Genomic DNA, 19363 nt, shown 5'->3' with positions numbered 1-19363 from the left:
GCACCGGGACCGTCGGCCGACGGCTCCGCCGCGGGCGCGGACCCGCGGCTGCTGGCGGCCGTGCGCACGCGGCTCGCGCGCGAGGGCGGCGACCCCGCTCCGGCCCGCGTCGCTGCGGCCGTGCGGGCCGAGGGAACCGCTCTGGGCGACGCCGAGGTGCTGGAGCTGGTCCGGCTGCTGCGGGCCGACATCGCCGGCGCCGGTCCGCTCGATCCCCTGCTCACCGACCCCCGGATCACCGACATCCTGGTCAACGGGCCCGGGGACGTGTGGGTCGACGACGGGGCGGGCCTGCGCCGGGCGCAAGGGATCCGGTTCGCCGACGACACGTCGCTGCGCCGCCTCGCCCAGCGCCTGGCGGCCCAGGCCGGACGGCGCCTCGACCAGGCCGCCCCCTGGGTCGATGCACGGTTGCCCGGTGGAGCGCGGCTGCACGCCGTCCTGCCGCCCGTCGCCCCCGAGGGCGTGTGCCTGTCGCTGCGCCTGCCGCGCCGTTCGGTCTTCACGCTCGCGGAACTGGTCGCTTCCGGGACCGTCCCGGAGACGGGCGCGCGGCTGCTGTACGCCCTCGTCGCCTCGCGCACGGCGTTTCTGATCTCGGGCGGAACCGGAACGGGCAAGACGACCCTGCTGTCGGCGCTGCTGTCACTGGCCGCACCCGGTGAGCGCATCGTGCTGGTGGAGGATTCCGCCGAGCTGCGCCCCGAGCACCCGCACGTGGTGCGGTTGCAGGCGCGCCCGCCCAACATCGAGGGCACCGGCGAGGTCGGACTGCACGACCTGGTCCGCCAAGCACTCCGCATGCGGCCCGACCGGCTCGTGGTCGGCGAGGTCCGCGGCAACGAGGCCGTAACCCTACTGAACGCGCTGAACACCGGCCACGACGGAGGAACCGGGACCGTCCACGCCAACGCCGCGGTCGACGTCCCCGCCCGCATCGAGGCGCTCGGCTGCGCTGCGGGACTCGGCCGCGAGGGGGTGCACAGCCAGCTGGCCGCGACCCGCGCGCTGGTGGTGCACCTGGTCCGGGACGGCGACGGCACGCGGCGGGTCGCCGAAGTGTGCGCACTCCGCCGGAATGCGGACGGGACGGTACACGCGCCGCCCGCGGTGGCCTTCGGCGCCGACGGCGCGCTCACCGAGCATCCTGCGCTGGCGGACCTGGTCGCGCGGATCGGCGACGCGTGGCGGAACCCTCCCGACGGCGCCCCCGGCCCCGCGCCGCGAACACGGCCGGAGTGAGCCGCGGCCGCCCCGGCCCCTCCGGAACCGGCCGCGCGCCCCGGCTCAGCACCAGCCCGCCCGTATCCGCCGCCGCTGCGATCGGAGACCGCATGCCGACATGGCCGCAGAACGCCGACGCGTCCCTGTTCCTGCCGCATCTTCCCGCCTTCGTGCTTCCCACCGCCCAGTGGCTCGCCGGACACGCACTCTGGCTGCTGGCTGCAGGGGCCGCGGGCGCCGTCGCCGCCGCCGTCGCCCCGGGAGCCGCGGCCCTGCGGCTGCGCGGGCTGGAAACCGGCGGCGGACGGCGCGGCGCCGGCCGCTTGTTCGACCTCCGCGCGATCCCGCCCGTCCGTCGGCTGCGCACCCGGATCGCCCGGATGGCCGGGCGGGAGAGCCGGCGGCGCCGGCGCGCGGTCGCTGAGTTGTGCGCCGTGCTGGCCGCCGAGCTGCGGGCCGGGCGCAGCCCCGGGGAAGCCGTGGTGACGGCGGTCGACGAACTCGACCCCGATTCGGGCCGCGAACTGGCTCCGCTGAGCGAGGCGGCCCGCAGCGGGCACGACGTCACCGTTGCGCTGCGCGCCCTCGCCGGTACGCGCGGCGCAGGCGGGCTCGGCCATCTGGCCGCCTGCTGGCGCGTCGCGGCCGACACCGGCGCCGGATTGGCCGGCGTCGTCGACCGGCTGTCGGAGTCCCTCGCCCGCGAAGAGGCGCTGCGGCGCGAACTCGGCGCCCAGCTCGCCGGGCCGCGCGCCACGGCCGTGCTGCTCAGCGTGCTGCCCGCGCTGGGATTGGGGATGGCGACCGCGCTGGGCGGATCGCCGCTGACCTTCCTGTTCACGACACCCGCCGGGCTGCTGTGCCTGGCGGCCGGTCTCGCGCTCGACGCGGCAGGCCTGTTCTGGACCCACTGGATGGTGCGCCGCGTTCTGTCCGAATCAGGGATGGAGTGACACGCGTGGACGCCGTCGACGTCGCCGTAGTCGACATCGCCGTAGTGGCGCTGGGAACCGCCGCCGTCCTCCTGCTGGGCGGCGAATCCGCGCGGGCCCGAGCGGTGCGCCGGCTGGACCGGCTGCGCCCGGCCCGCCCCCCGCGCCGGCAGGCGGCCCGCGCCGGGCTGCGGCACGTCCTGATCATGTGGGGCGTGCCGCTCGCGCCGGCGGCCACGCTGCTGTTCCTGGCGGGACCGCTCGCGGCTGCACTACTGGGGCTGCCGATCGCGGCGGCGCTGCGCCGGCGACCGGCACACGGGGACGGCACCGCCCGATCCCGCGCGGAGCGCGCCCGCGCCCTGGCCGGCCTGCCGGTCGCGATCGACCTGCTGGTGGCGGGCCTGCGCGCGGGCGGTGTCCTTGAGGACGTCCTGGCCGCGGTCGCCGCGGCCGTAGGCGGTGTGCTGGGGCGGTCGCTGGGCGGCGTCGCCGAACAGTTGCGCCTGGGCGCCGATCCGCGCGCCGCCTGGCGGTCGGCGGCCGAGACCGAAGAGTTCGCGGCGGTGGGACGAGTCCTGGCGCGCGCGAGCGAAAGCGGAGCTCCGGTCGCCGCCCTTCTGGAACGCCACGCCGCTGAGCTTCGCGACACCGCCCGGGTCCGTGCGCTGGGCAGGACCCAGCGCCTCGGCGTCCTCAGCGCCGCTCCGCTGGGCGTGTGCTTCCTGCCGGCGTTCGTCCTCATCGGGGTGGTCCCGCTCGCCGCCGGACTCGTCTCGGGCCTGACCCTGCCGTGAACAGGGCCGTCGCCACCCGCGACGGCCGACCACCGCGCGTTCGCCATGTCGGGTGTGTTCCCGCCGGACGCCGGCGCGTCGCCGGGCGTCCGCAGTGACGCTTTCGGCGCCGAGCGTGTCCCTGCAGACACGGTCGCCGCAGGCCCGGCCGAGGGGCGGGTTCGCCTACGGCGGCGCCACCCACTGCGTGCGCTGCGGCCCGGCACGGGCGTGCGCCGCCACGGTTGCGGGCCACAGCCGGGCACGGACCCGCGTGCTCACGTGCAGGGACAGGTCGGAGGCACCGCGGCACCGGGTGAGTTCCGCGCCGTTGGCCTCGGCCGTCGCACGGGCCGCGGCGCACGCCGGTTCTTCACCCCGAGCGAGGTGCCGGGCCCCGGCGAGGGCGGCGAGGTCGGCCGCTGCCGCCGCCCGGTGGCGGTCGGCGCGGACGCCGGCGACGACCATGACCGTCGCGGCGACGGACAGCAGCACGAAACACAAGGTGAGCATCCATACCGTGGCGGATCCGGTGTCGCGGCGGCCGCCGCGCGGTACGGGCCGCGGCCGGTCCGGGGGTCGGCAATACGGTTCCGGCAGGCGCTGCGGCCGCGGCCCGCGCATCTCAGCCGGACTCCGCCAGGCGGGGGCCGCCCGGTGCGCCCGTCGGACCCGCCGGGTCGGCGGTACCGCCGCGCGGGTCGGGGTGCGGGGCGGGGTACGGGGCCGGAGTCGCGGCGGGCGCCTCCTCCAGCGGAGTGGCGGCGCTGCCACGGGCTTCAACGGGCAGGTCGATCAGCGGCCCGAGCGCCACCGGGGCCGTGACGGTCACGTGTGCCATGCCGCCGCCCTCGGACAGCGCGACGTCGGCGGAACCGGGCGCGGTGTCGGTCGCGGCGGCCCGGACGGCGTGCTCGGGATCGCCGCGAGCCAGCGCACGCGCGCCCACGCGTGCAGCGTCGACGCAGGCCACGTGCGCGGCGGCGGCCTGGATCGCGGCAAGGGCGACGCCGAGCACGAGCGCCAGGCTGGGCAGGGCGGCAGCGGTCTCGGCGGTCACACCTCCGCGGTCAACCGTCGATCTGCAGCGCATCGGTGACGATCCGGGTAACGACGTCGCGGACTTCGTCGCTGGTGAGGATCGCGAACAGCACCGCGGCGAACGCACAGGCGGTCACGGTTCCGAGGGCGTACTCGGCCGTGGACATGCCGCGGTCGCCGCGCCCCGCGGCACGCGGACGTGCACGGACGACGCCGCTCAGCAGCGCGGCGGCCCCGGGCAGGGCCGCTGCGGTCCGCGCGCGCGACGACGCCCGCGCGGACCGGCGGCGGGAACGGGGGACGGCGGTGCGCCTAGGGCACGCGCGGGGGCGGGGACGGGGAGAGCGAGCGACGGGCACGGTTACCTCCGGGGATCGCGGGAACACGCCGTGATCAGGCGGATTCACGGTCTGTATCCACGATCGCTCGACCGGTCGGGCGCCCGAAAGCCCGATCCCCGCCCTGTGGACGGCCGCGCCGGCCGCCATATGCCGGACGGTGTGCCGCTTGCGCGGCCGCTCTCAGCGCCGATCTTGTAGCTACCGTCACAGGAAATCGCTTTCACGCACCGTAGCTACAAGATCGGCGCGATTCCCGGAGAGCCGGGCGTGCACGGTCGCCGCCCCGTCCCCTCCCGGACCGATCGGCACCGTGACAACTCCTCGGGCTTTCCGCGTGGCGGCGGTCACCACTCCGACGGGACGCCGCTCCCCGGCTGCGCCTCCGGCGCCTCTCCGGGCTGCCCGGGCTGCCCGGGAGTGCCCGGTGCGTACGCACCGGGCGCGGCCTGCGCGCCGGAGTACTGCGCCGCGGGGCCGGAATCGGCGCCGCCGCGGCCGTCCGCCCCGCTCTCCTCGGGCATCGCCCACAGCCCGGCCGGGATCGTGAAGTAGGACGCCCACTCCGTACGCGTCTCCCCGTCCATGGGCTCCACCACGTAGGTGAAGGTGCCGTCGGAGTGCGGATGGTGGGTCACCACGCGGGCGGTGCCGCGGGTGCGCGCCTCCTCCGACGTCTCCGCGGCGTCGTGGACGGCCAGACCCGACGGGTACGGGTGCTGGGGGATCGGATCGAGCATGACTTCTCCAGGATCGGCTGTCTTCGGATCAGGGCGCCGGCAGCGAACGGGGATCCAAGCGCCCTGTGGGTTCGGCTCCTTCGCCGAGTCGTGCAGAACTCACACCACACCGCCCCGAGCGGGATGCGACGGCGTTCTCCCGATCGGCCGCCGCCGAGGAGGCGCAGCGGCGAAGCGAGGCGGCGCGCCGCGTAGCGACGCGGTCTACCGGCCCCGGCTTTCCGGGCCGCGATGCCCTCGACATGTCCCTATCAGGGCGAGCACATCCGACGGGAACCGCGCGGCTGGCCGCTGCCGGCGCAGACGGCGCCGAACACCGCCGTATGCGCCGTTCTCGAAACACCGCGGTGGGCGATGTCACTCCCCCTGGAATCGTCCACTCCGGTCGGCCGCAACCCGCCACGGTACCTGGCGCCGTATCCGGTCCGGCAAGCCGCCCCGGCCCCGCTCCGTCGCCGCCTACGGTGCTTCGTCCAGGATCGCGTCGATCAGGCGCAGGGCTCCCGGTTTACTCAGGGGGTCGTTCCCGTTGCCGCATTTGGGCGACTGGATGCAGGAGGGGCACCCGTCGGAGCACTCGCAGCCGGCGATGGCTCTGCGGGTGGCCGTCAGCCATGCGCGGGCGGCGGCGTATCCGCGCTCGGCGAACCCGGCACCGCCTTCGTGGCCGTCGTAGACGAAGATCGTCAGGCACCCGGTGTCGGCGTGCAGGGCGGTCGAGACGCCGCCGACGTCCCAGCGGTCGCACGTGGCGAACAGCGGCAGCAGCCCGATGGCCGCGTGCTCGGCGGCATGGGCCGCGCCGCGTACCTCCACACCGGCTTCGCGCAGCCGGTCGGCCGCCTCCGGCTCCAGCGTCCACCACACCGCGCGCGAGTTCAGCCGGCGCTCGGGCAGGTCCAGGGACTTCTCGCCCAGCACCGATCCGGTGCGCACGTCACGCTTGAGGTAGGAGACCACTTTCCGGGTGACCTCCACCTCCCCGAACCGCACCGCCGCCTCGGCTCCCCAGTCCTGTCCGCGCAGGGTGCGCAGGACCCCGACCTCGGTGGTGTCGCGCGCCCACGTGCTGTATTCGGGCGCTTCGGCGTGGACGAGGGCCACCGACTCCTCCAGGTCGAGTTCGTCGACGACGTAGGTGGATCCCTGGTGCAGGTAGACGGCGCCGTCGTGCACGGTGCCGTGCGCGGCCGCCTCGTCGACGGTACCGAGCAGCTGCCCGCTGGCGGAGTCGACGATCTGTACCGGCGGGCCGCCCGAGCCGCGCAGGTCGGCCAATGCGGAGGCGCGGTCGTGGCCGGTCCAGAACCAGCCGCGCGGGCGGCGCCGCAGGAGGCCGCGTTCGACCAGGCCGTCGAGGACGTCGGCGGCGCCGGGGCCGAACAGGTCCAGGTCGTCGCGGGTGAGGGGGATCTCCGAGGCGGCCGCGCACAGGTGCGGCCCCAGGACGTAGGGGTTGTCGGGGTCGAGGACGGTCGCCTCGACCGGCCGCCCGAAGACGGCTTCGGGGTGGTGGACCAGATAGGTGTCCAGCGGGTCGTCGCGGGCGATGAACACGGCCAGCGCGTCCTGGCCGGAACGTCCCGCGCGCCCGGCCTGCTGCCACAGCGACGCGAGGGTTCCGGGCCAGCCGGTCACGAGGACGGCGTCCAGGCCGGTGATGTCGACGCCCAGCTCCAGCGCGTTGGTGGTGGCCAGGCCGAGGAGGTCGCCGGTGCGCAGCGCGTCCTCCAGCCCTCGCCGGTCGTCGGCGAGGTAGCCGGCGCGGTAGGCGGCGATGCGCTCGGACGGCCCGCCGGGGTCCGGCCCGTCGTCCGGGGGCTCCGGTTCCGCGCCGCCGCCGTCCCGCCGGCGCCGGCGGGACGCGGAACGCGCCGCACGCTCACGCAGGATGCGCTGCGCGGCCAGCGCCACGATCTCCGACGCCTGCCGCGACCGGACGAAGGCCAGGGTGCGCACGCCCTTCTCGGTGAGCCCGGCCAGCACGTGTGCGGCCTCGGCCGGTGCGGTGCGCCGTACCGGGGCCCCGTTTTCGCCCTTCTCCCCGGTGAGTTCGGGTTCGATCATCGCGAAGCGCAGCGCGGGCCGGGGTGAGGCGTCCTCGGTGACCGCCCGCACCGGCGCGCCGATCAGCCGGCCGGCGCTCTCCTCGGGCGTGCCGCTGGTGGCCGAGGCGAGGATGAAAACGGGGGTGCGGCCGGCCTCGCGGGGGCGACTGTAGCGGGCGCAGATCCGGCGCAGCCGCCGCACGATCTGGGCCACGTGCGAGCCGAACACGCCCCGGTAGCGGTGCGCCTCGTCGATCACCACGTAGCGCAGCCGCCGCAGGAAGGGCGCCCAGGCCGCGTGGTTGCCCAGGATCGCGTGGTGCAGCATGTCGGGGTTGGTCAGGACGTAGTTGGCGTGCGTGCGGATCCAGGCGCGTTCGTCGCGGGGGGTGTCGCCGTCGTAGGTGGCCGCGCGCAGGTCCGGAACGCCGATGTCGGCGAGTGCGCGCCGCTGGTCGGCGGCCAGGGCCTTGGCCGGTGAGATGTAGAGCACCGTCCCGCCCTGTTCGACGGCTTCGGCGCAGGGCAGCAGGAAGCCGAGCGATTTCCCCGATGCCGTTCCGGTGGCTATGATCACATTGCTACCGGAGCGTGCGAGATCCGCGGCGGCCGCCTGGTGGGACCACGGCGCTGTGATCCCCTGCTCAGCGAGTCGCTTGCGTACCGAAGGCGGTGTCCAGTCGGGCCAGTGTTCACTTACCCCGTGGCCACGCGGCAGGTGTTCCACATGTGTCACCTGCGCATTCCGGGTATGGTCGCGCCACAACCGGTGAGGCGCGGGCTCCCCTCGGGCAGCGTCCCCGCGAGCGCGGGGAGCGGATCCGGTCACCCCGACCCTCCTCGGCAGGCGGCACTTGCGATGGCACTGATCAACCCCGTTTCAGTGTGGCATCCGCGGGAAGGCACCCGCGCTGTCGCGGTTTCTTGTGCATAACAGGCAGATGCGAAGGGCAAGCGTGGTTGAATGCCGCACTGTGGGGTAACGCCCGGCAGAGATCACTCGCGGCTTTTCGCAGTTCGGCGCTGGAGGACTAGTGGACTTGAAGCTTGATCACCACACACAGGACGACACCGAGATCGTCGTCGTCGAGGGTGAGATCGACGTCTATACCGCGCCCCGGCTGCGTGAGCTCTTGATCGACCTCGTCAACAAGGGCAACTTCCACCTCGTGGTGAACATGGAGAAGGTGGAGTTCCTCGACTCGACGGGGCTCGGCGTGCTCGTGGGCGGCCTGAAGCGCGTGCGCGCCCATGACGGCACGCTCGACCTCGTCTGCACCCAGGAGCGCATCCTGAAGATCTTCCGGATCACCGGGCTGACCAAGGTCTTCGGTATCTACGACTCCGTCCAGGAAGCCATCGACAAGCGCAAGTCGAAGTAGCTGCGTTACGAGCGATCCCATGGCACTCGTCCAGCTCACGATCAGCGCGCTGCCCGCCCATGTGCGCACGGCCCGCCTCATGGCCACGGCCGTGGCTCGGCGGGCGGGCATCGCCGAGTCCGCCCTCGACGAGATCCGGTTGGCGGTCGGCGAGGCGTGCTCCCGTGCCGTCGAGGCGCATCGCGTCCACTGCCCCAGCCGCCCGATCCAACTCGACCTGGTCGACAGCGGGGCCCGCGGCACTGACACGCCCGCGGGCGCTCCCGAAGAGCGCGCGTCGCACAACGGCAGCGCCGCTCAGCGCTTCGAGGTGGTGGTGTTCGACCGCGCCCCGGCCACGGAGTCGGCGGCGACGTTCGACGATCCGCACACCGGTATCGACCTGGATGCCGATACCTCGCCCAACGGCGTCTCGGGGCTCTCGCCCGATGTGGGGCTCGCCGTGATCGCCGGTCTCGCCGACGAGGTCAGCATCGAACCGCACGAAGACGGCACCGTCGTCCGAATGAGCTGGCCCTTCGGCAAGTCCGATCCCGACACGGGCCCCGACCCCGTCGGCTGAGGCCTTCCCGTCCGGGCGCTCCGCACCGGTCCCCACCCGTGCGGGGCGCCCGGACGGGTGCGCCTCCGTCCCCGGCCGGGGACGCCGCGCCACGGCGCCGGGCGCGCCACGAGCCGCGGCTCAGTCGACGCTGACGACCTTCCCGGGGTCCGCGTGCCCGACCGGCCCGGGGTACTCCGCAGCCGCCCTGCGAAGCGCCTCCTCCGTCCGCAGGAACGGGCCCACGTGGGTCACGACCAGGCGGTGTGCGCCCGCCCGCGCCGCCGTCCTCCCGGCGTCCTCGGGACTGTGGTGCACCCGCTGCCCGTCTTCCGGCGGGTCGCCGTCGGCCTCGCACAGCAGCAGGTCGGCGTCGCGGGCCACCGCGTCGAGCGCTGCGCACGGTGCGCTGTCCCCCGAATAGGCCAGACTCCGCGCGCCGTCGTGGATCCTGACCGCGTAGCCGGGCATCCCGTGCTCGACCGACCGCGACTCCAGCTGCATACCGCCCAGCCGCGCACGGTGCCCGTCGTGGAGTTCGCGCACGTCGAACGCCCGCTCAAGCGGACTGCGGCCGGCGTTGGACAGGAAGCCCTCCAGGCGGTCCGCGGTTCCGGGCGGCCCGTAGAGCGGTATCGGAGCCTGCGGCGGCTGGTCGGCGTAGACCAGGGCGTAGAAGGCGGTCAGCAGATCGGCGCAGTGGTCGGCGTGCAGATGCGAGATCCAGATGCCGTCCAGCTCCGGGAGGCGCGTGTGGCGCTGGAGCTGAGCGAGGGTGCCGGGGCCGGCGTCCAGCCAGACCGCCCCCGAGCCGCCGGTGACGAGGTAACCCGAGCAGGGGTTTCCCGGTCGTGCGTAGGGGGCCGCGCTCCCGAGCACGGTGAGTTCCACGGTCGCCGCCTCTCTTTCGCCCCGCGCCGGCCGCGGGTCAGTCGCATTCCCGGGTGGAGACCTCGCCGCTCGCCGCCGCGCCCTGCTCCGCGTTGGACGCGACCTCGTCGGCGGTGAGGACATAGCCCGTCTCGTCCTCGTTGGTGGCCGCGGCGAAGACGACGCCGTAGACGCTGCCGTCGGCCGCGAGCAGCGGACCGCCGGAATTGCCCGGTCGCACCTCGGCGCGGATCTGGTAGATCTCCCGGCTGACCTGCTGCGAGTGGTAGAAGTCGGGTCCTTGGGCCGTCTGCTCGGCACGGATGCGTGCGGGCACCGCGGTGAAGCCGTTGTTGCGCGGGAACCCGGCCACCACCGCGTCGTCGCCCTGCTGCGCCTCGGCCTGGAAGTCCAGCGGCTCCAGTTCGAGGTCCTCCACGTCGAGAACGGCGATGTCCTGCTGCGGGTCGTAGAGCACGACCGTGGCGGACAGCTGCTGACCGGAGCGGGTGACCACGCGCAGGTCCTGGGTGACGCCGGCGACCACGTGCGCGTTGGTCATGATGTGCCCGTCCTCGTAGACGAACCCGGTGCCCTCCACGCGCCGCTGGCAGTCGGGGGCGGTGCCCAGCACCTTCACGACGCTCTGGCTCGCCTCGCGCAACTGCGGTGTGTCGAGGACGTCGGGGTCGGGCGGCTGGACCTCGGCCGGTTCGCCGGTACCCAGGCCGCTGAAGACCTGCGGGAACGCGCTCTGGTCGACGATCCCGCGGAAGGTGGAGAACCAGGTCTGGGCGGCCTCGGGCATGAAGCGGTCGACCGCCTGCAGCACCCGCGACTGCTGCGCCTGGGAGTTGAGGACCGGGATCGCCGAGTTGGCCACGGCGCTGCCGACCAGCCACGCCACGAGCAGCACCGACAGCGCGCTCACCAGCGCGCCGCCCATGGCGTCCACGACGCGGGCGGAGTTCCAGGTGACGCGGTTGCGGATGATGGCGCCCAGATACGAGGCGAAGAACTGGCCCAGCGCCGCGCACAGGAACACCACCGCCACGGCCAGCAGCGCCTGGCGCCCGGCGTCGGTCACCAGTTCCTGGATGAGCGGCGGCGCGCTGAGGGCCGCCACTACGCCACCGCCGATGAACCCGGCGAAGCTCAGGCTCCCGACGATGAATCCCTGCCGGTAGCCCGATGCCGCGAACACCAGCACCAGCAGCACCAGGACCGCGTCGAGGACGATGCCGTCCATCACCACCCCGTGTTCGTCTCAGCTCCCGCGGCCTTCGCGCCCCGGACCGGCCGCGCGCCGCACGTCCTCGCCCGTTCCGCCCCCCGGCAGCGCAACGGGCTCGGCCTCCTGCCCGTCCAGCCACGGCCGCTCCCAGCCTCCCAGAACGAGCAGCCGGTCCAGAATCGCCGCGGTGAATCCCCAGACGAGCATGCCGTGTACCCGGAACGCAGGGCCGGAGGAGCCGTTGGGGTGGCGCGCCCGGATCCGGTTGGCGGGGTCGGCGAGCTCGCTGACGGGGACCCGCACGACACCGGCGACCTCGCCCGCGTCGGCGGCACGGACTTCGGAGGGCTCGCGCCACCAGGCCATCACCGGGGTCACCCGGAAGGCGCTGGGGCGGATGAACAGTTCGGGAAGCCGGCCGAGCAGTTCGATCCCGACCGGGTCGACGCCGGTCTCCTCCACGGCCTCGCGCACGGCGCAGTCCTCGGGGCCTTCGTCACCGGGTTCGAACGACCCGCCGGGGAACGCGGGCTGGCCGGAGTGGCGGCGCAGGCCGTTGTTGCGCTGGATCAGCAGCACGTCGGGGCCGTGCTCGCCCTCGCCGAAGAGGATCAGCACAGCGGATCTGCGGCCGCCGGATTCGGGCGGGCGCATCACCGAAGGCACGGGCATGCGCGCGCCGGCGCGGGCGAGGGAGGCCAGCCACTCGGGGGTGGTGACGGTGCCGGGCGCCTCGGACGGACGCCCGCCGCCGCTCGCGTCGGCTCCGGAGGGGCCGGAGGGGCCGAATCCGGCCCGGTGCCGTTCGCCGTGTTCCTGCGCGGTCATGCTCTGCCCGTCCCCTCCCGTGCGGCGGTCCCTCACGGTAGGAACCGCCTACGAGAACGGGCCATTCCGTACCAGCGCGCCCGCGGTCCCCTCGTCGGTGGGGCCTTCCCCGAAGGAGGGGCACCAGTGGGCCAGTTCGCAGGCGCCGCAGGCGGGGCGCCGCGAGTGGCAGATGCGGCGACCGTGCCAGATCAGCCGGTGCGACAACAGCGTCCAGTCCTTGGGCGGGAACAGCTCGGCCACGGCGTTCTCGACCTTGACCGCGTCGGTCTCGGCGGTCCAGCCGAAGCGGCGCACCAGGCGGCCGAAATGGGTGTCCACGGTCAGTCCCGGAACGTCGAAGGCGTTTCCCAGCACCACGTTGGCGGTCTTGCGCCCGACCCCGGGCAGCCGGACGAGCGCGTCGAGGTCGCGGGGGACCTCGCCGCCGTGCTCGTCGCACAGTTTCTGCCCCAGGCCGATGATGCTGCCCGCCTTGGAGCGGTAGAAGCCGGTGGAGCGGATCAGGCCCTCCAGTTCCTCGCGGTCGGCGGAAGCGTAATCGGCCGCCGCCCCGTAGCGCGCGAAGAGCTTCGGGGTCACCTGGTTGACGCGCTTGTCGGTGCATTGTGCCGAGAGGATGGTCGCCACCAGCAGCTCCAGCGGCGTAGTGAAATCAAGCTCACAGTGCGCATCGGGATACAAGCGGGCCAATTCCCGGTTAATCCGTCGGGCGCGTCTCACCAGAGCGAGACGCGACTCACCCGTGGGTGTCCGTGTCGCGCCGTCGACCGGCGCCGCGTCGGCCGGGGTGGTCTGAGCAGGGGTGGCAGGATCTCCGAGCACGCCCCAAAGACTACGTACCCGCGGCGGCGCCCGGTTCCGGGCGGTCGTGGCGGGATCCGGCCCGTGTGGTCGAGCGATGTCGGCAATGTCGGGAGTCCGGCGGGCCGGAGACCGCGGGGACGGGATTGCAACTAGGATCGGAAGCACTGACGTCGGCCGTGGCTGTTGGCATTTCCCCCCGGACGACAAGCCGAGACGGCAGACTGGTTTTCCACCGGGGTGCGATATACGTCACACTGTTGACGGTCAGGCTTGCAAGGAGGAAGTGGTGGACGAGACCAACGAGGTGCTGCGCAAGGCCCCTCTTTTCGAGGCACTCGACGAGGAGGGTGCCGCCGCGCTGCGCGCCTCGGTGAGCGAGGTCCGGCTCGGCCGCGGCCAGACGCTCTTCTCCGAGGGCGACGAGGGCGACCGGCTCTACGTGATCCTCAGCGGCAAGGTCAAGCTGACCCGCGCCGCCGTCGACGGCCGCGAGAACCTGCTGAGCGTCCTGGGACCCAGCGAGATGTTCGGCGAGTTGTCGCTGTTCGATCCGCGGCCGCGCACCGCCAGCGCCATCGCCGTCACCGACGCGGTGATGGCCGGACTGGGCCACGACGACCTGCGCCCCTTCATCGCCCAGCAGCCGCAGGTCAGCCTGCAGCTGCTGAAGGCGCTGGCGAACCGGCTGCGCCGCACCAACGACGTGATGAGCGACCTCGTCTTCACCGATGTGCCGGGGCGCGTGGCCGGGCAGCTGCTCGACCTCGCCGACCGCTTCGGCAAGGAGGGCGAGGACGGCCTGCACGTGCATCACGACCTCACGCAGGAGGAGCTGGCCCAGCTGGTCGGCGCCTCGCGCGAGACCGTGAACAAGGCGCTGGCGGAGTTCGCGCTGCGCGGCTGGCTTCGCATCGAGGCCAAGGCCGTGGTGCTGCTGGACGTGGAGCGGATGCGCCGGCGCGCACGCTGACCACGCGTGTCGGGGACGCAGCCGACAGCGCCGGAGCAGCGACCTGCGCGGCGCCGCGACCACCGGGCCCGGCCTCGTGCCGGGCCCGTCGGCTGTCAGGCCTCGCCCATCCCGGCGGCGATGTCGCCGCGCTTGGCCAGATAGTGCAGCTGGGCGCGCACCGAGGACCGCGCCGCGGGGACCACCGCATCCTCGATACCGGCGTAGACCCGCGCCACGATCTCGTCCGCGGTGGTGTCGCCCGCCTCCACGGCGGCGGCCACCTGGGCGAGCCGGGATTCGCGGTGGTCGATGTACGCGGTGAGCTTGTCCTCCGGCTCGGTGCAGATCGGCCCGTGCCCGGGCAGCAGCGCCCGCACGCCGGTCCGCGACACCAGCTCGCGCAGCCGGTACAGCGAGTCCATGTAGTCGGACAGGCCGTCGTCGGCGACCATCGTGGTGCCCGTGCCCAGCACGGTGTCGCCCGTGAGCACGACGCCGTCGGCGGGCAGGTGCAGTGACACGGAATCGGCGGTGTGGCCGGGTGTGGCGACCACCCGCAGCTCCAGACCGTCGACCTCGACGGTCTCGCCGTCGGCCAACCCGTCGCCGCCGATGCGCATCTCGGGCTCCACCGCGCGCACCGGAGCGCCCGTCAGTTCGCTGAAATAGCGCGCGCCCGCACTGTGGTCGGGGTGGTGGTGGGTGAGCAGCGTGACGGCCACCTGCGCGCCCTGCTCCTGCACGGTGCGCGCGACGCGCTCCAGGTGCCGCTCGTCGTGGGAGCCGGGGTCGACCACGACGACACCCCGGTTCCCCGGCTCGCGCAGAACCCAGGTGTCGGTGCCGTCGAGCGTCATGGGGCCGGGATTGGGACACAGGACGCAGTTGGCGCGCAGTGTTCCGGAACCGTCGATCCTCATCGCACCTCAGTCTCTCGCACCGGCAGGCGGCAGCACGGCGGGGGCTCAGCGGGGCCGGCGCCGGGGACACGGCACCCCGTCGGGCATCACGATGTGCGGCTCACCGTCGATCTCGCCTATCTCGGGCCGGATGGGGAAGACGGTGCGCCGGGCCGCCATGGCGGCCGCGACGGAGTCGCAGTCGGCCAGCTCGGCGCAGCTCGTCACGGTCGGGGGGAGCATTTCGAGGTCGCCGCGCCGCCAGGCGGCCAGGGCGTCGGCGGGAGTCATCCAGGCGACGCGGTCGGCCTCGCCTCCGACGTCGCGCGTCCGCTGCCCCTCGGGCAGGGCCGCGGCGAAGAAGCGGGTGTCGAAGCGCCGCGTCTCGCCGGGCGGGGTGACCCAGCGCGACCAGGCGCGCAGCAGATCGCTGCGCAGCACCAGGTCCCGGCCGCGGAGGAACTCGGTGAAGGACAGGCTGCGTCCGACCAGCGCCTCGCGGTCGGCTTCCCAGTCCGGGCCGCGGGTGTCGGCGACGACCCCGCCCCGGGGCGGGCCCGCCAGCAGCACGCCCGACTCCTCGAAAGTCTCGCGCACGGCGGCGCATACCAGCGCCCGCGCCAGCGGCTCCGCGGTCTCCAGGCGCCGGGCCCAATCCGAGGGCGGCGGACCCGCCCACCGGATGCCGCTGTCGGTGTCGCGCTCGTCCACCCCGCCGCCGGGGAAGACGTGCATGCCGGGGGCGAACCGCATGGAGGCGGTCCGCCGCAGCAGGTAGACCTGCAGAGCGCCGTCGCCGGTGCCCTCGTGCAGCAGCATCACCGTGGCGGCCGGACGCACTTCGGCGTCGCCGGTCGTGCCCGAGTCCGCGCGCTCCCGTGTCATCGCCTCGTCTTCCCCGTCGCCGCGGTGGACGAGCGCACCGCCGCTACGCGCTTGAGCCGGTCAGCCCGCTTCGACGATCATCTCCACCTCGACGGGCACGTCCAGGGGCAGCACCGCGACCCCGACGGCGCTGCGGGCGTGCGTGCCGGCCTCGCCGAAGACCTCGCCGAGCAGCTCGCTGGCGCCGTTGATCACCTGAGGCTGCCCGGTGAAGGACGGGTCACTGGCCACGAAACCCACGACCTTGACGATGCGGCGCACCCGGGAGAGCTCGCCGACCTCGGCCTTGACCGCGGCGACGGCGTTGAGCGCGCACACCGCGGCCAGCTCCTTGGCCCGCTCCCCGGTGACTTCGGCCCCGACCTTGCCGGTGCCGGCCGGCGTGCCGCCGACCAGGGGCACCTGACCCGACACGTAGACGTAGTCGCCCGTGCGCACCGCCGGCTGGTAGGCGGCCACCGGCGGCACGACCTCGGGCAGTGTCAGCCCGAGGTCGGCCAACCGCTCCTCAGGAGCGGCCATTACTCCTTCTCTCGTTTCATGTAGGCAACCATCTGCTGGTTGCGCGGGTCCCCGTCGACCGACGGGCCGGGAATGACCGAGACCAGGTCCCAGCCGTCCTCTCCCCAGTTGTCCAGAATCTGCTTCGTCGCGTGCGACAACAGCGGCACTGTCGCGTACTCCCACTTCGTCATAGCCGCCACCCTACTTACCGCGGAGCGGAGCGGTACCCCGGAACCCTGCGGCGCGCCGCCGGCGCCGTCCGGTCCACCGCGCCGCCACCCGCCCCGACCGGCGGCATAAACTTCCAGGAGTGAGTGCACGCGATCGCGACGGGGACACCACCCGGCTCCATGTCGTCACCGGCAAGGGAGGCACCGGAAAGACCACCGTGGCCGCCTCCCTCGCCCTGGCGCTGGCCGCCGGCGGAGGCACCGTGCTACTGGTCGAGGTCGAAGGGCGCCAGGGCATCGCCCGGCTCTTCGGCATCCGCCCCCTGCCCTACGAGGAACGCCCGATCGCCGACGCGCCCGGCGGCGGACGCGTCTGCGCGCTGGCGGCCGACGCCGAATCGGCGCTGCTGGAGTACCTGGAGTTGTTCTACGGCATGCGCCGCGCAGGCCAGGTACTCACCCGCTTCGGTGCCGTGGACTTCGCGACCACCATCGCGCCGGGCATGCGCGACGTGCTGCTCACCGGCAAGGCCACCGAAGCGGTACGGCGCCGTGCGGGCGAGCGTCGGCGCGGCGGCCGCGACGCCGGGGGCGGGCGCCCCGTCTACGACGCGGTCGTGATGGACGCGCCGCCCACGGGACGGATCGCGCAGTTCCTCAACGTCAACGCCGAAGTCGCGGGGCTCGCACGCGCGGGTCCCGTCCGCAACCACGCCGACACGGTCATGGCTACGCTGCGCTCGGCGCAGACGGCGGTGCACTTCGTGACGGTGCTGGAGGAGATGCCCGTCCAGGAGACCGTGGACGGCATCGGGGAGATCCGCGCGGCCGGACTCAACGTGGGATCGGTGCTGGTGAACATGGTGCACCCGGGGTTCTTCGACGAGCCCGTGCTGGAGGACGCGGCCGAAGGGGCGGTGGACACCGGCGCGCTGGTGCGCGGGCTCAAGGCGGCGGGGCTGGCCGACGCCGAGCACACGGCTCGCGGACTGGCCGCGGAGATGGGCGGCCACGCGCAGCGCGCCCGGGCCGAGGCGGGTATCCGCGCGCGGCTCGACGGCGTCGACCGGCCGCGCCTGGAACTGCCGCTGCTGGACCGGGGCGTGGGGCCCGACGAGCTGCGCGTGCTGGCCGAACACCTCGGGGAGCAGGGGCTGTGAGCGGCCGGGAGCGCTCCGCCGCAGTCGCGTTCGACGCCGACGCGCTGCTGTCCGACCGCGCCACCCGAACGGTCGTCTGCTGCGGATCCGGCGGTGTCGGCAAGACGACCACAGCCGCGGCGATGGGGGTCCGCGCCGCCGAGCTCGGCCGCGACGCCCTCGTCATCACGGTCGACCCGGCCCGCCGCCTCGCCCAGTCGATGGGGCTGCGCGAGCTGGACAACACGCCGCGGCCGGTGGATACGGCCGAAAACGGCGGCCCGCCGGTTCCGGGGTCCCTGCACGCGATGATGCTGGACATGAAGCGCACCTTCGACGAGATCGTCGAGGCCCACGCCGACCCCGAGCGCGCGCAGCAGATCCTGGCCAACCCCTTCTACCAGTCCCTGTCGTCCAGCTTCTCCGGCACGCAGGAGTACATGGCGATGGAGAAGCTGGGCCAGCTGCGCGAGGCCGGCGGCTGGGACCTGATCATCGTCGACACCCCGCCGAGCCGTTCCGCGCTGGACTTCCTCGACGCCCCCGAGCGGCTGGGCCGCTTCCTCGACAGCCGGCTGATCCGCATCCTGGGCGCACCGCCGGCGACCGGCGCGTTCAAGGTCCTGGGCGCCGGGGTGGGCATGGTGACCGGCGTCATCGCCAAGGTCGTGGGCGCTCAGATGCTGAAGGACGTGCAGAGCTTCGTCGCGGCGTTCGACGCGGTCTTCGGGGGGTTCCAGGAGCGCGCCGAGCGCACCTACCGGCTGCTGCAGGCACACGGCACCGGGTTCGTCGTCGTGGCCGCTCCCGAGGACGACGCGCTCCGCGAAGCGGAGTACTTCATCGAACGGCTGCGCACGGACCGAATGCCGGTGGCGGGAATCGTACTCAACCGGGTGCACCGCACCGCGGTCCCCGATCTGACAGGTCAGGACGCCGCCGCTGCCGCGGCCGAGCTGGACGGCGCCGGCGACCACGGCCTGGCGGCGGCGGCGCTGCGCCTGCACGCCGACCGCGCCCGGGTTCAGGACCGCGAGCAGCGGCTGATGGACCGGTTGGCCGCCGCGCAGCCCGGCGTGCCCGCGGTCGAGGTGCCGGCCCGCCCCGTGGACGTGCACGACGTGGCGGGTCTCGCCGAGATCGGCCGCGCGCTGGGAAGGGGCTGAAGCGATCGCGCTCCGGGGGTTAGACGGCGCTGAGGTGCGGGCAGCGGAGTCGTACCGCCGTGCGGCAGCGGTAATCGCGCCGTACGGCGGCTTTCGCGGACCCGGCAGAGTGCGGCGGCGCACGACGGCCGGCGCACCGCCGACCGGAGGGCATGTCGGGGGCGGCGGACCGATGCCGGGCATACGCCTCCGCGGGGACCGCCGCCCGCCGTGCGCCTACCGGCTCTCGACGCGGGAGTCGCCCGGCGCGGGGCCCTCCTGCGCGGCCCGGTCGTGTTCGCGGTACTCGCGGCGGGCCTCTTCCAGCAGCTTCGCCCACGAGGTGACGTCGGGCCTGCGACGCAGCAGGGCCCGGCGCTCGCGTTCGGTCATCCCTCCCCAGACGCCGAACTCGATCCGGTTGTCCAGCGCGTCGGCCAGGCACTCGGTGCGTACCGGGCATCCCCGGCAGATGAGCTTGGCCCGGTTCTGGGCGGCTCCCTGCACGAAGAGCGCGTCGGGGTCGGTCTCGCGGCACAGGCCGTGTGCGGCCCAGCCCGACATCCACATGTGTCCCACTCCCAAACCATGTGTACTCGTCCGCGAGCCCGCGGGCGCGGTCGCCGGCACGGGACGAGACGGGGGGCGAAGAAGCAGCAGGGCCGACGACGGTCGCGGGCCGAAGCAGGGGCGGTCCGGTCGCGGAGCGCATCGGCGTCGACGCCCTGCGTATCCTCGCGATTGCTGCGGTCGAACCTACGGATTCCGCCCGTGCCGCACCAGGCCCCATCAGACCCATATCGGATCTAGTCCGAATGGGTCATTGCGTCGGTCCCCTACGGTCCGATCCGGCCTCCGTCGGGTAGTCGGACCACCGGTTCCGAGTGCTCGGCGTTGCCTTCACAATG

General features: G+C 73.8%; 22 protein-coding genes. 8 read left to right on the top strand and 14 right to left on the bottom strand.

Annotated elements, in window-relative coordinates; all coding sequences use genetic code 11:
• Positions 1-48 precede the first annotated feature (48 nt).
• The 3 genes from HNR25_RS13330 to HNR25_RS13320 all read left to right on the top strand — a co-directional run bounded on the left by HNR25_RS13330 (position 49) and on the right by HNR25_RS13320 (position 2953).
• Positions 49-1242: a TadA family conjugal transfer-associated ATPase gene (locus HNR25_RS13330; RefSeq protein WP_221458656.1), complete on the top strand. Its 1194-nt coding sequence runs from the start codon at positions 49-51 to the stop codon at positions 1240-1242.
• Between the two features lie 92 nt (positions 1243-1334).
• On the top strand, positions 1335-2177 hold the full coding sequence (locus HNR25_RS13325; RefSeq protein WP_184635520.1) for a type II secretion system F family protein: 843 nt from the start codon (positions 1335-1337) through the stop codon (positions 2175-2177).
• A gap of 5 nt (positions 2178-2182) precedes the next feature.
• Complete coding sequence (locus tag HNR25_RS13320; protein WP_184635517.1) at positions 2183-2953, top strand: type II secretion system F family protein; 771 nt, start codon at positions 2183-2185, stop codon at positions 2951-2953.
• A gap of 165 nt (positions 2954-3118) precedes the next feature.
• Here HNR25_RS13320 and HNR25_RS13315 read toward each other — a convergent pair whose 3' ends face one another.
• The 5 genes from HNR25_RS13315 to HNR25_RS13295 all read right to left on the bottom strand — a co-directional run bounded on the left by HNR25_RS13315 (position 3119) and on the right by HNR25_RS13295 (position 7865).
• Positions 3119-3532: an Rv3654c family TadE-like protein gene (locus HNR25_RS13315; RefSeq protein ID WP_281387730.1), complete on the bottom strand. Its 414-nt coding sequence runs from the start codon at positions 3530-3532 to the stop codon at positions 3119-3121.
• 25 nt (positions 3533-3557) lie between these two features.
• Positions 3558-3992, bottom strand: coding sequence for a TadE family type IV pilus minor pilin (locus HNR25_RS13310; protein WP_312862526.1), 435 nt, complete (start codon positions 3990-3992; stop codon positions 3558-3560).
• 10 nt (positions 3993-4002) lie between these two features.
• Positions 4003-4140 (bottom strand): DUF4244 domain-containing protein, encoded by a 138-nt coding sequence (locus HNR25_RS13305; RefSeq protein WP_312862525.1) that lies wholly within the window; start codon positions 4138-4140, stop codon positions 4003-4005.
• A 518-nt stretch (positions 4141-4658) separates the two neighbouring features.
• Complete coding sequence (locus tag HNR25_RS13300) at positions 4659-5051, bottom strand: hypothetical protein (protein ID WP_184635513.1); 393 nt, start codon at positions 5049-5051, stop codon at positions 4659-4661.
• 459 nt (positions 5052-5510) lie between these two features.
• Positions 5511-7865: a DEAD/DEAH box helicase gene (locus HNR25_RS13295; protein WP_221457562.1), complete on the bottom strand. Its 2355-nt coding sequence runs from the start codon at positions 7863-7865 to the stop codon at positions 5511-5513.
• Positions 7866-8133: 268 nt separating this feature from the next.
• Between HNR25_RS13295 and HNR25_RS13290 the strand changes: the two genes are divergently transcribed.
• Entirely contained in the window at positions 8134-8481 is a 348-nt protein-coding gene (locus HNR25_RS13290) for an STAS domain-containing protein (RefSeq protein ID WP_040272705.1), read from the top strand.
• Between the two features lie 19 nt (positions 8482-8500).
• On the top strand, positions 8501-9043 hold the full coding sequence (locus HNR25_RS13285; protein WP_184635509.1) for an ATP-binding protein: 543 nt from the start codon (positions 8501-8503) through the stop codon (positions 9041-9043).
• 120 nt (positions 9044-9163) lie between these two features.
• On the opposite strand, the gene HNR25_RS13280 is transcribed toward HNR25_RS13285, so the two are convergent.
• From HNR25_RS13280 to nth, 4 genes are all read right to left on the bottom strand, one after another.
• Positions 9164-9913: an MBL fold metallo-hydrolase gene (locus HNR25_RS13280; protein ID WP_312862524.1), complete on the bottom strand. Its 750-nt coding sequence runs from the start codon at positions 9911-9913 to the stop codon at positions 9164-9166.
• A gap of 37 nt (positions 9914-9950) precedes the next feature.
• Complete coding sequence (locus HNR25_RS13275; RefSeq protein ID WP_184635505.1) at positions 9951-11141, bottom strand: MarP family serine protease; 1191 nt, start codon at positions 11139-11141, stop codon at positions 9951-9953.
• An 18-nt stretch (positions 11142-11159) separates the two neighbouring features.
• The gene (locus tag HNR25_RS13270) at positions 11160-11798 is read right to left on the bottom strand and encodes an NUDIX hydrolase (protein WP_246464310.1); all 639 of its coding nucleotides are present in this window, start codon (positions 11796-11798) and stop codon (positions 11160-11162) included.
• A gap of 204 nt (positions 11799-12002) precedes the next feature.
• Entirely contained in the window at positions 12003-12680 is a 678-nt protein-coding gene (gene nth / locus HNR25_RS13265) for an endonuclease III (protein WP_221458652.1), read from the bottom strand.
• Positions 12681-13047: 367 nt separating this feature from the next.
• Between nth and HNR25_RS13260 the strand changes: the two genes are divergently transcribed.
• A complete protein-coding gene (locus HNR25_RS13260) occupies positions 13048-13731 on the top strand; it encodes a Crp/Fnr family transcriptional regulator (RefSeq protein WP_184635499.1) in 684 nt (227 codons plus the stop codon).
• Between the two features lie 95 nt (positions 13732-13826).
• Here HNR25_RS13260 and HNR25_RS13255 read toward each other — a convergent pair whose 3' ends face one another.
• Genes HNR25_RS13255 through HNR25_RS13240 form a run of 4 tightly spaced genes read right to left on the bottom strand, consistent with a single transcriptional unit; the run spans position 13827 to position 16192 of the window.
• Positions 13827-14633 carry an MBL fold metallo-hydrolase gene (locus HNR25_RS13255; RefSeq protein WP_184635497.1) on the bottom strand — a complete coding sequence of 269 codons (807 nt, stop codon included), beginning with the start codon at positions 14631-14633 and terminating at the stop codon, positions 13827-13829.
• 45 nt (positions 14634-14678) lie between these two features.
• Positions 14679-15497, bottom strand: coding sequence for an NUDIX hydrolase (locus HNR25_RS13250; RefSeq protein ID WP_184635495.1), 819 nt, complete (start codon positions 15495-15497; stop codon positions 14679-14681).
• A 60-nt stretch (positions 15498-15557) separates the two neighbouring features.
• Complete coding sequence (locus HNR25_RS13245; protein ID WP_184635493.1) at positions 15558-16019, bottom strand: RidA family protein; 462 nt, start codon at positions 16017-16019, stop codon at positions 15558-15560.
• A complete protein-coding gene (locus HNR25_RS13240; protein ID WP_131096593.1) occupies positions 16019-16192 on the bottom strand; it encodes a DUF4177 domain-containing protein in 174 nt (57 codons plus the stop codon). The genes HNR25_RS13245 and HNR25_RS13240 overlap by 1 nt, the downstream gene beginning before the upstream one ends.
• Positions 16193-16311: 119 nt before the next feature.
• Between HNR25_RS13240 and bagA the strand changes: the two genes are divergently transcribed.
• Together bagA and bagB are read left to right on the top strand one after the other, a co-directional pair.
• Positions 16312-17331 carry an ATPase BagA gene (gene bagA / locus HNR25_RS25370; protein WP_312862520.1) on the top strand — a complete coding sequence of 340 codons (1020 nt, stop codon included), beginning with the start codon at positions 16312-16314 and terminating at the stop codon, positions 17329-17331.
• Complete coding sequence (gene bagB, locus HNR25_RS13235) at positions 17328-18476, top strand: ArsA family ATPase (protein ID WP_312862519.1); 1149 nt, start codon at positions 17328-17330, stop codon at positions 18474-18476. The genes bagA and bagB overlap by 4 nt, the downstream gene beginning before the upstream one ends.
• 216 nt (positions 18477-18692) lie before the next feature.
• Here bagB and HNR25_RS13230 read toward each other — a convergent pair whose 3' ends face one another.
• Positions 18693-19025 carry a WhiB family transcriptional regulator gene (locus HNR25_RS13230; RefSeq protein WP_184639265.1) on the bottom strand — a complete coding sequence of 111 codons (333 nt, stop codon included), beginning with the start codon at positions 19023-19025 and terminating at the stop codon, positions 18693-18695.
• Positions 19026-19363 lie beyond the last annotated feature (338 nt).

Origin of the sequence: Streptomonospora salina, assembly GCF_014204715.1 — a bacterium.
Lineage (GTDB): Bacteria > Actinomycetota > Actinomycetes > Streptosporangiales > Streptosporangiaceae > Streptomonospora > Streptomonospora salina.
Note: the sequence above shows the minus strand (reverse complement) of the source record. Positions and strands in the feature narration are given on the sequence as shown.

Coding starts and splice junctions, on each gene's coding strand:
- HNR25_RS13255 (WP_184635497.1), bottom strand. CDS start 14,633: ATGAGGATCGACGGTTCCGGAACACTGCGCGCCAACTGCGTCCTGTGT.
- HNR25_RS13275 (WP_184635505.1), bottom strand. CDS start 11,141: ATGGACGGCATCGTCCTCGACGCGGTCCTGGTGCTGCTGGTGCTGGTG.
- HNR25_RS13300 (WP_184635513.1), bottom strand. CDS start 5,051: ATGCTCGATCCGATCCCCCAGCACCCGTACCCGTCGGGTCTGGCCGTC.
- HNR25_RS13240 (WP_131096593.1), bottom strand. CDS start 16,192: ATGACGAAGTGGGAGTACGCGACAGTGCCGCTGTTGTCGCACGCGACG.
- HNR25_RS13325 (WP_184635520.1), top strand. CDS start 1,335: ATGCCGACATGGCCGCAGAACGCCGACGCGTCCCTGTTCCTGCCGCAT.
- HNR25_RS13305 (WP_312862525.1), bottom strand. CDS start 4,140: ATGTCCACGGCCGAGTACGCCCTCGGAACCGTGACCGCCTGTGCGTTC.
- HNR25_RS13250 (WP_184635495.1), bottom strand. CDS start 15,497: ATGACACGGGAGCGCGCGGACTCGGGCACGACCGGCGACGCCGAAGTG.
- HNR25_RS13245 (WP_184635493.1), bottom strand. CDS start 16,019: ATGGCCGCTCCTGAGGAGCGGTTGGCCGACCTCGGGCTGACACTGCCC.
- HNR25_RS13230 (WP_184639265.1), bottom strand. CDS start 19,025: ATGTGGATGTCGGGCTGGGCCGCACACGGCCTGTGCCGCGAGACCGAC.
- HNR25_RS13285 (WP_184635509.1), top strand. CDS start 8,501: ATGGCACTCGTCCAGCTCACGATCAGCGCGCTGCCCGCCCATGTGCGC.
- HNR25_RS13270 (WP_246464310.1), bottom strand. CDS start 11,798: ATGCCCGTGCCTTCGGTGATGCGCCCGCCCGAATCCGGCGGCCGCAGA.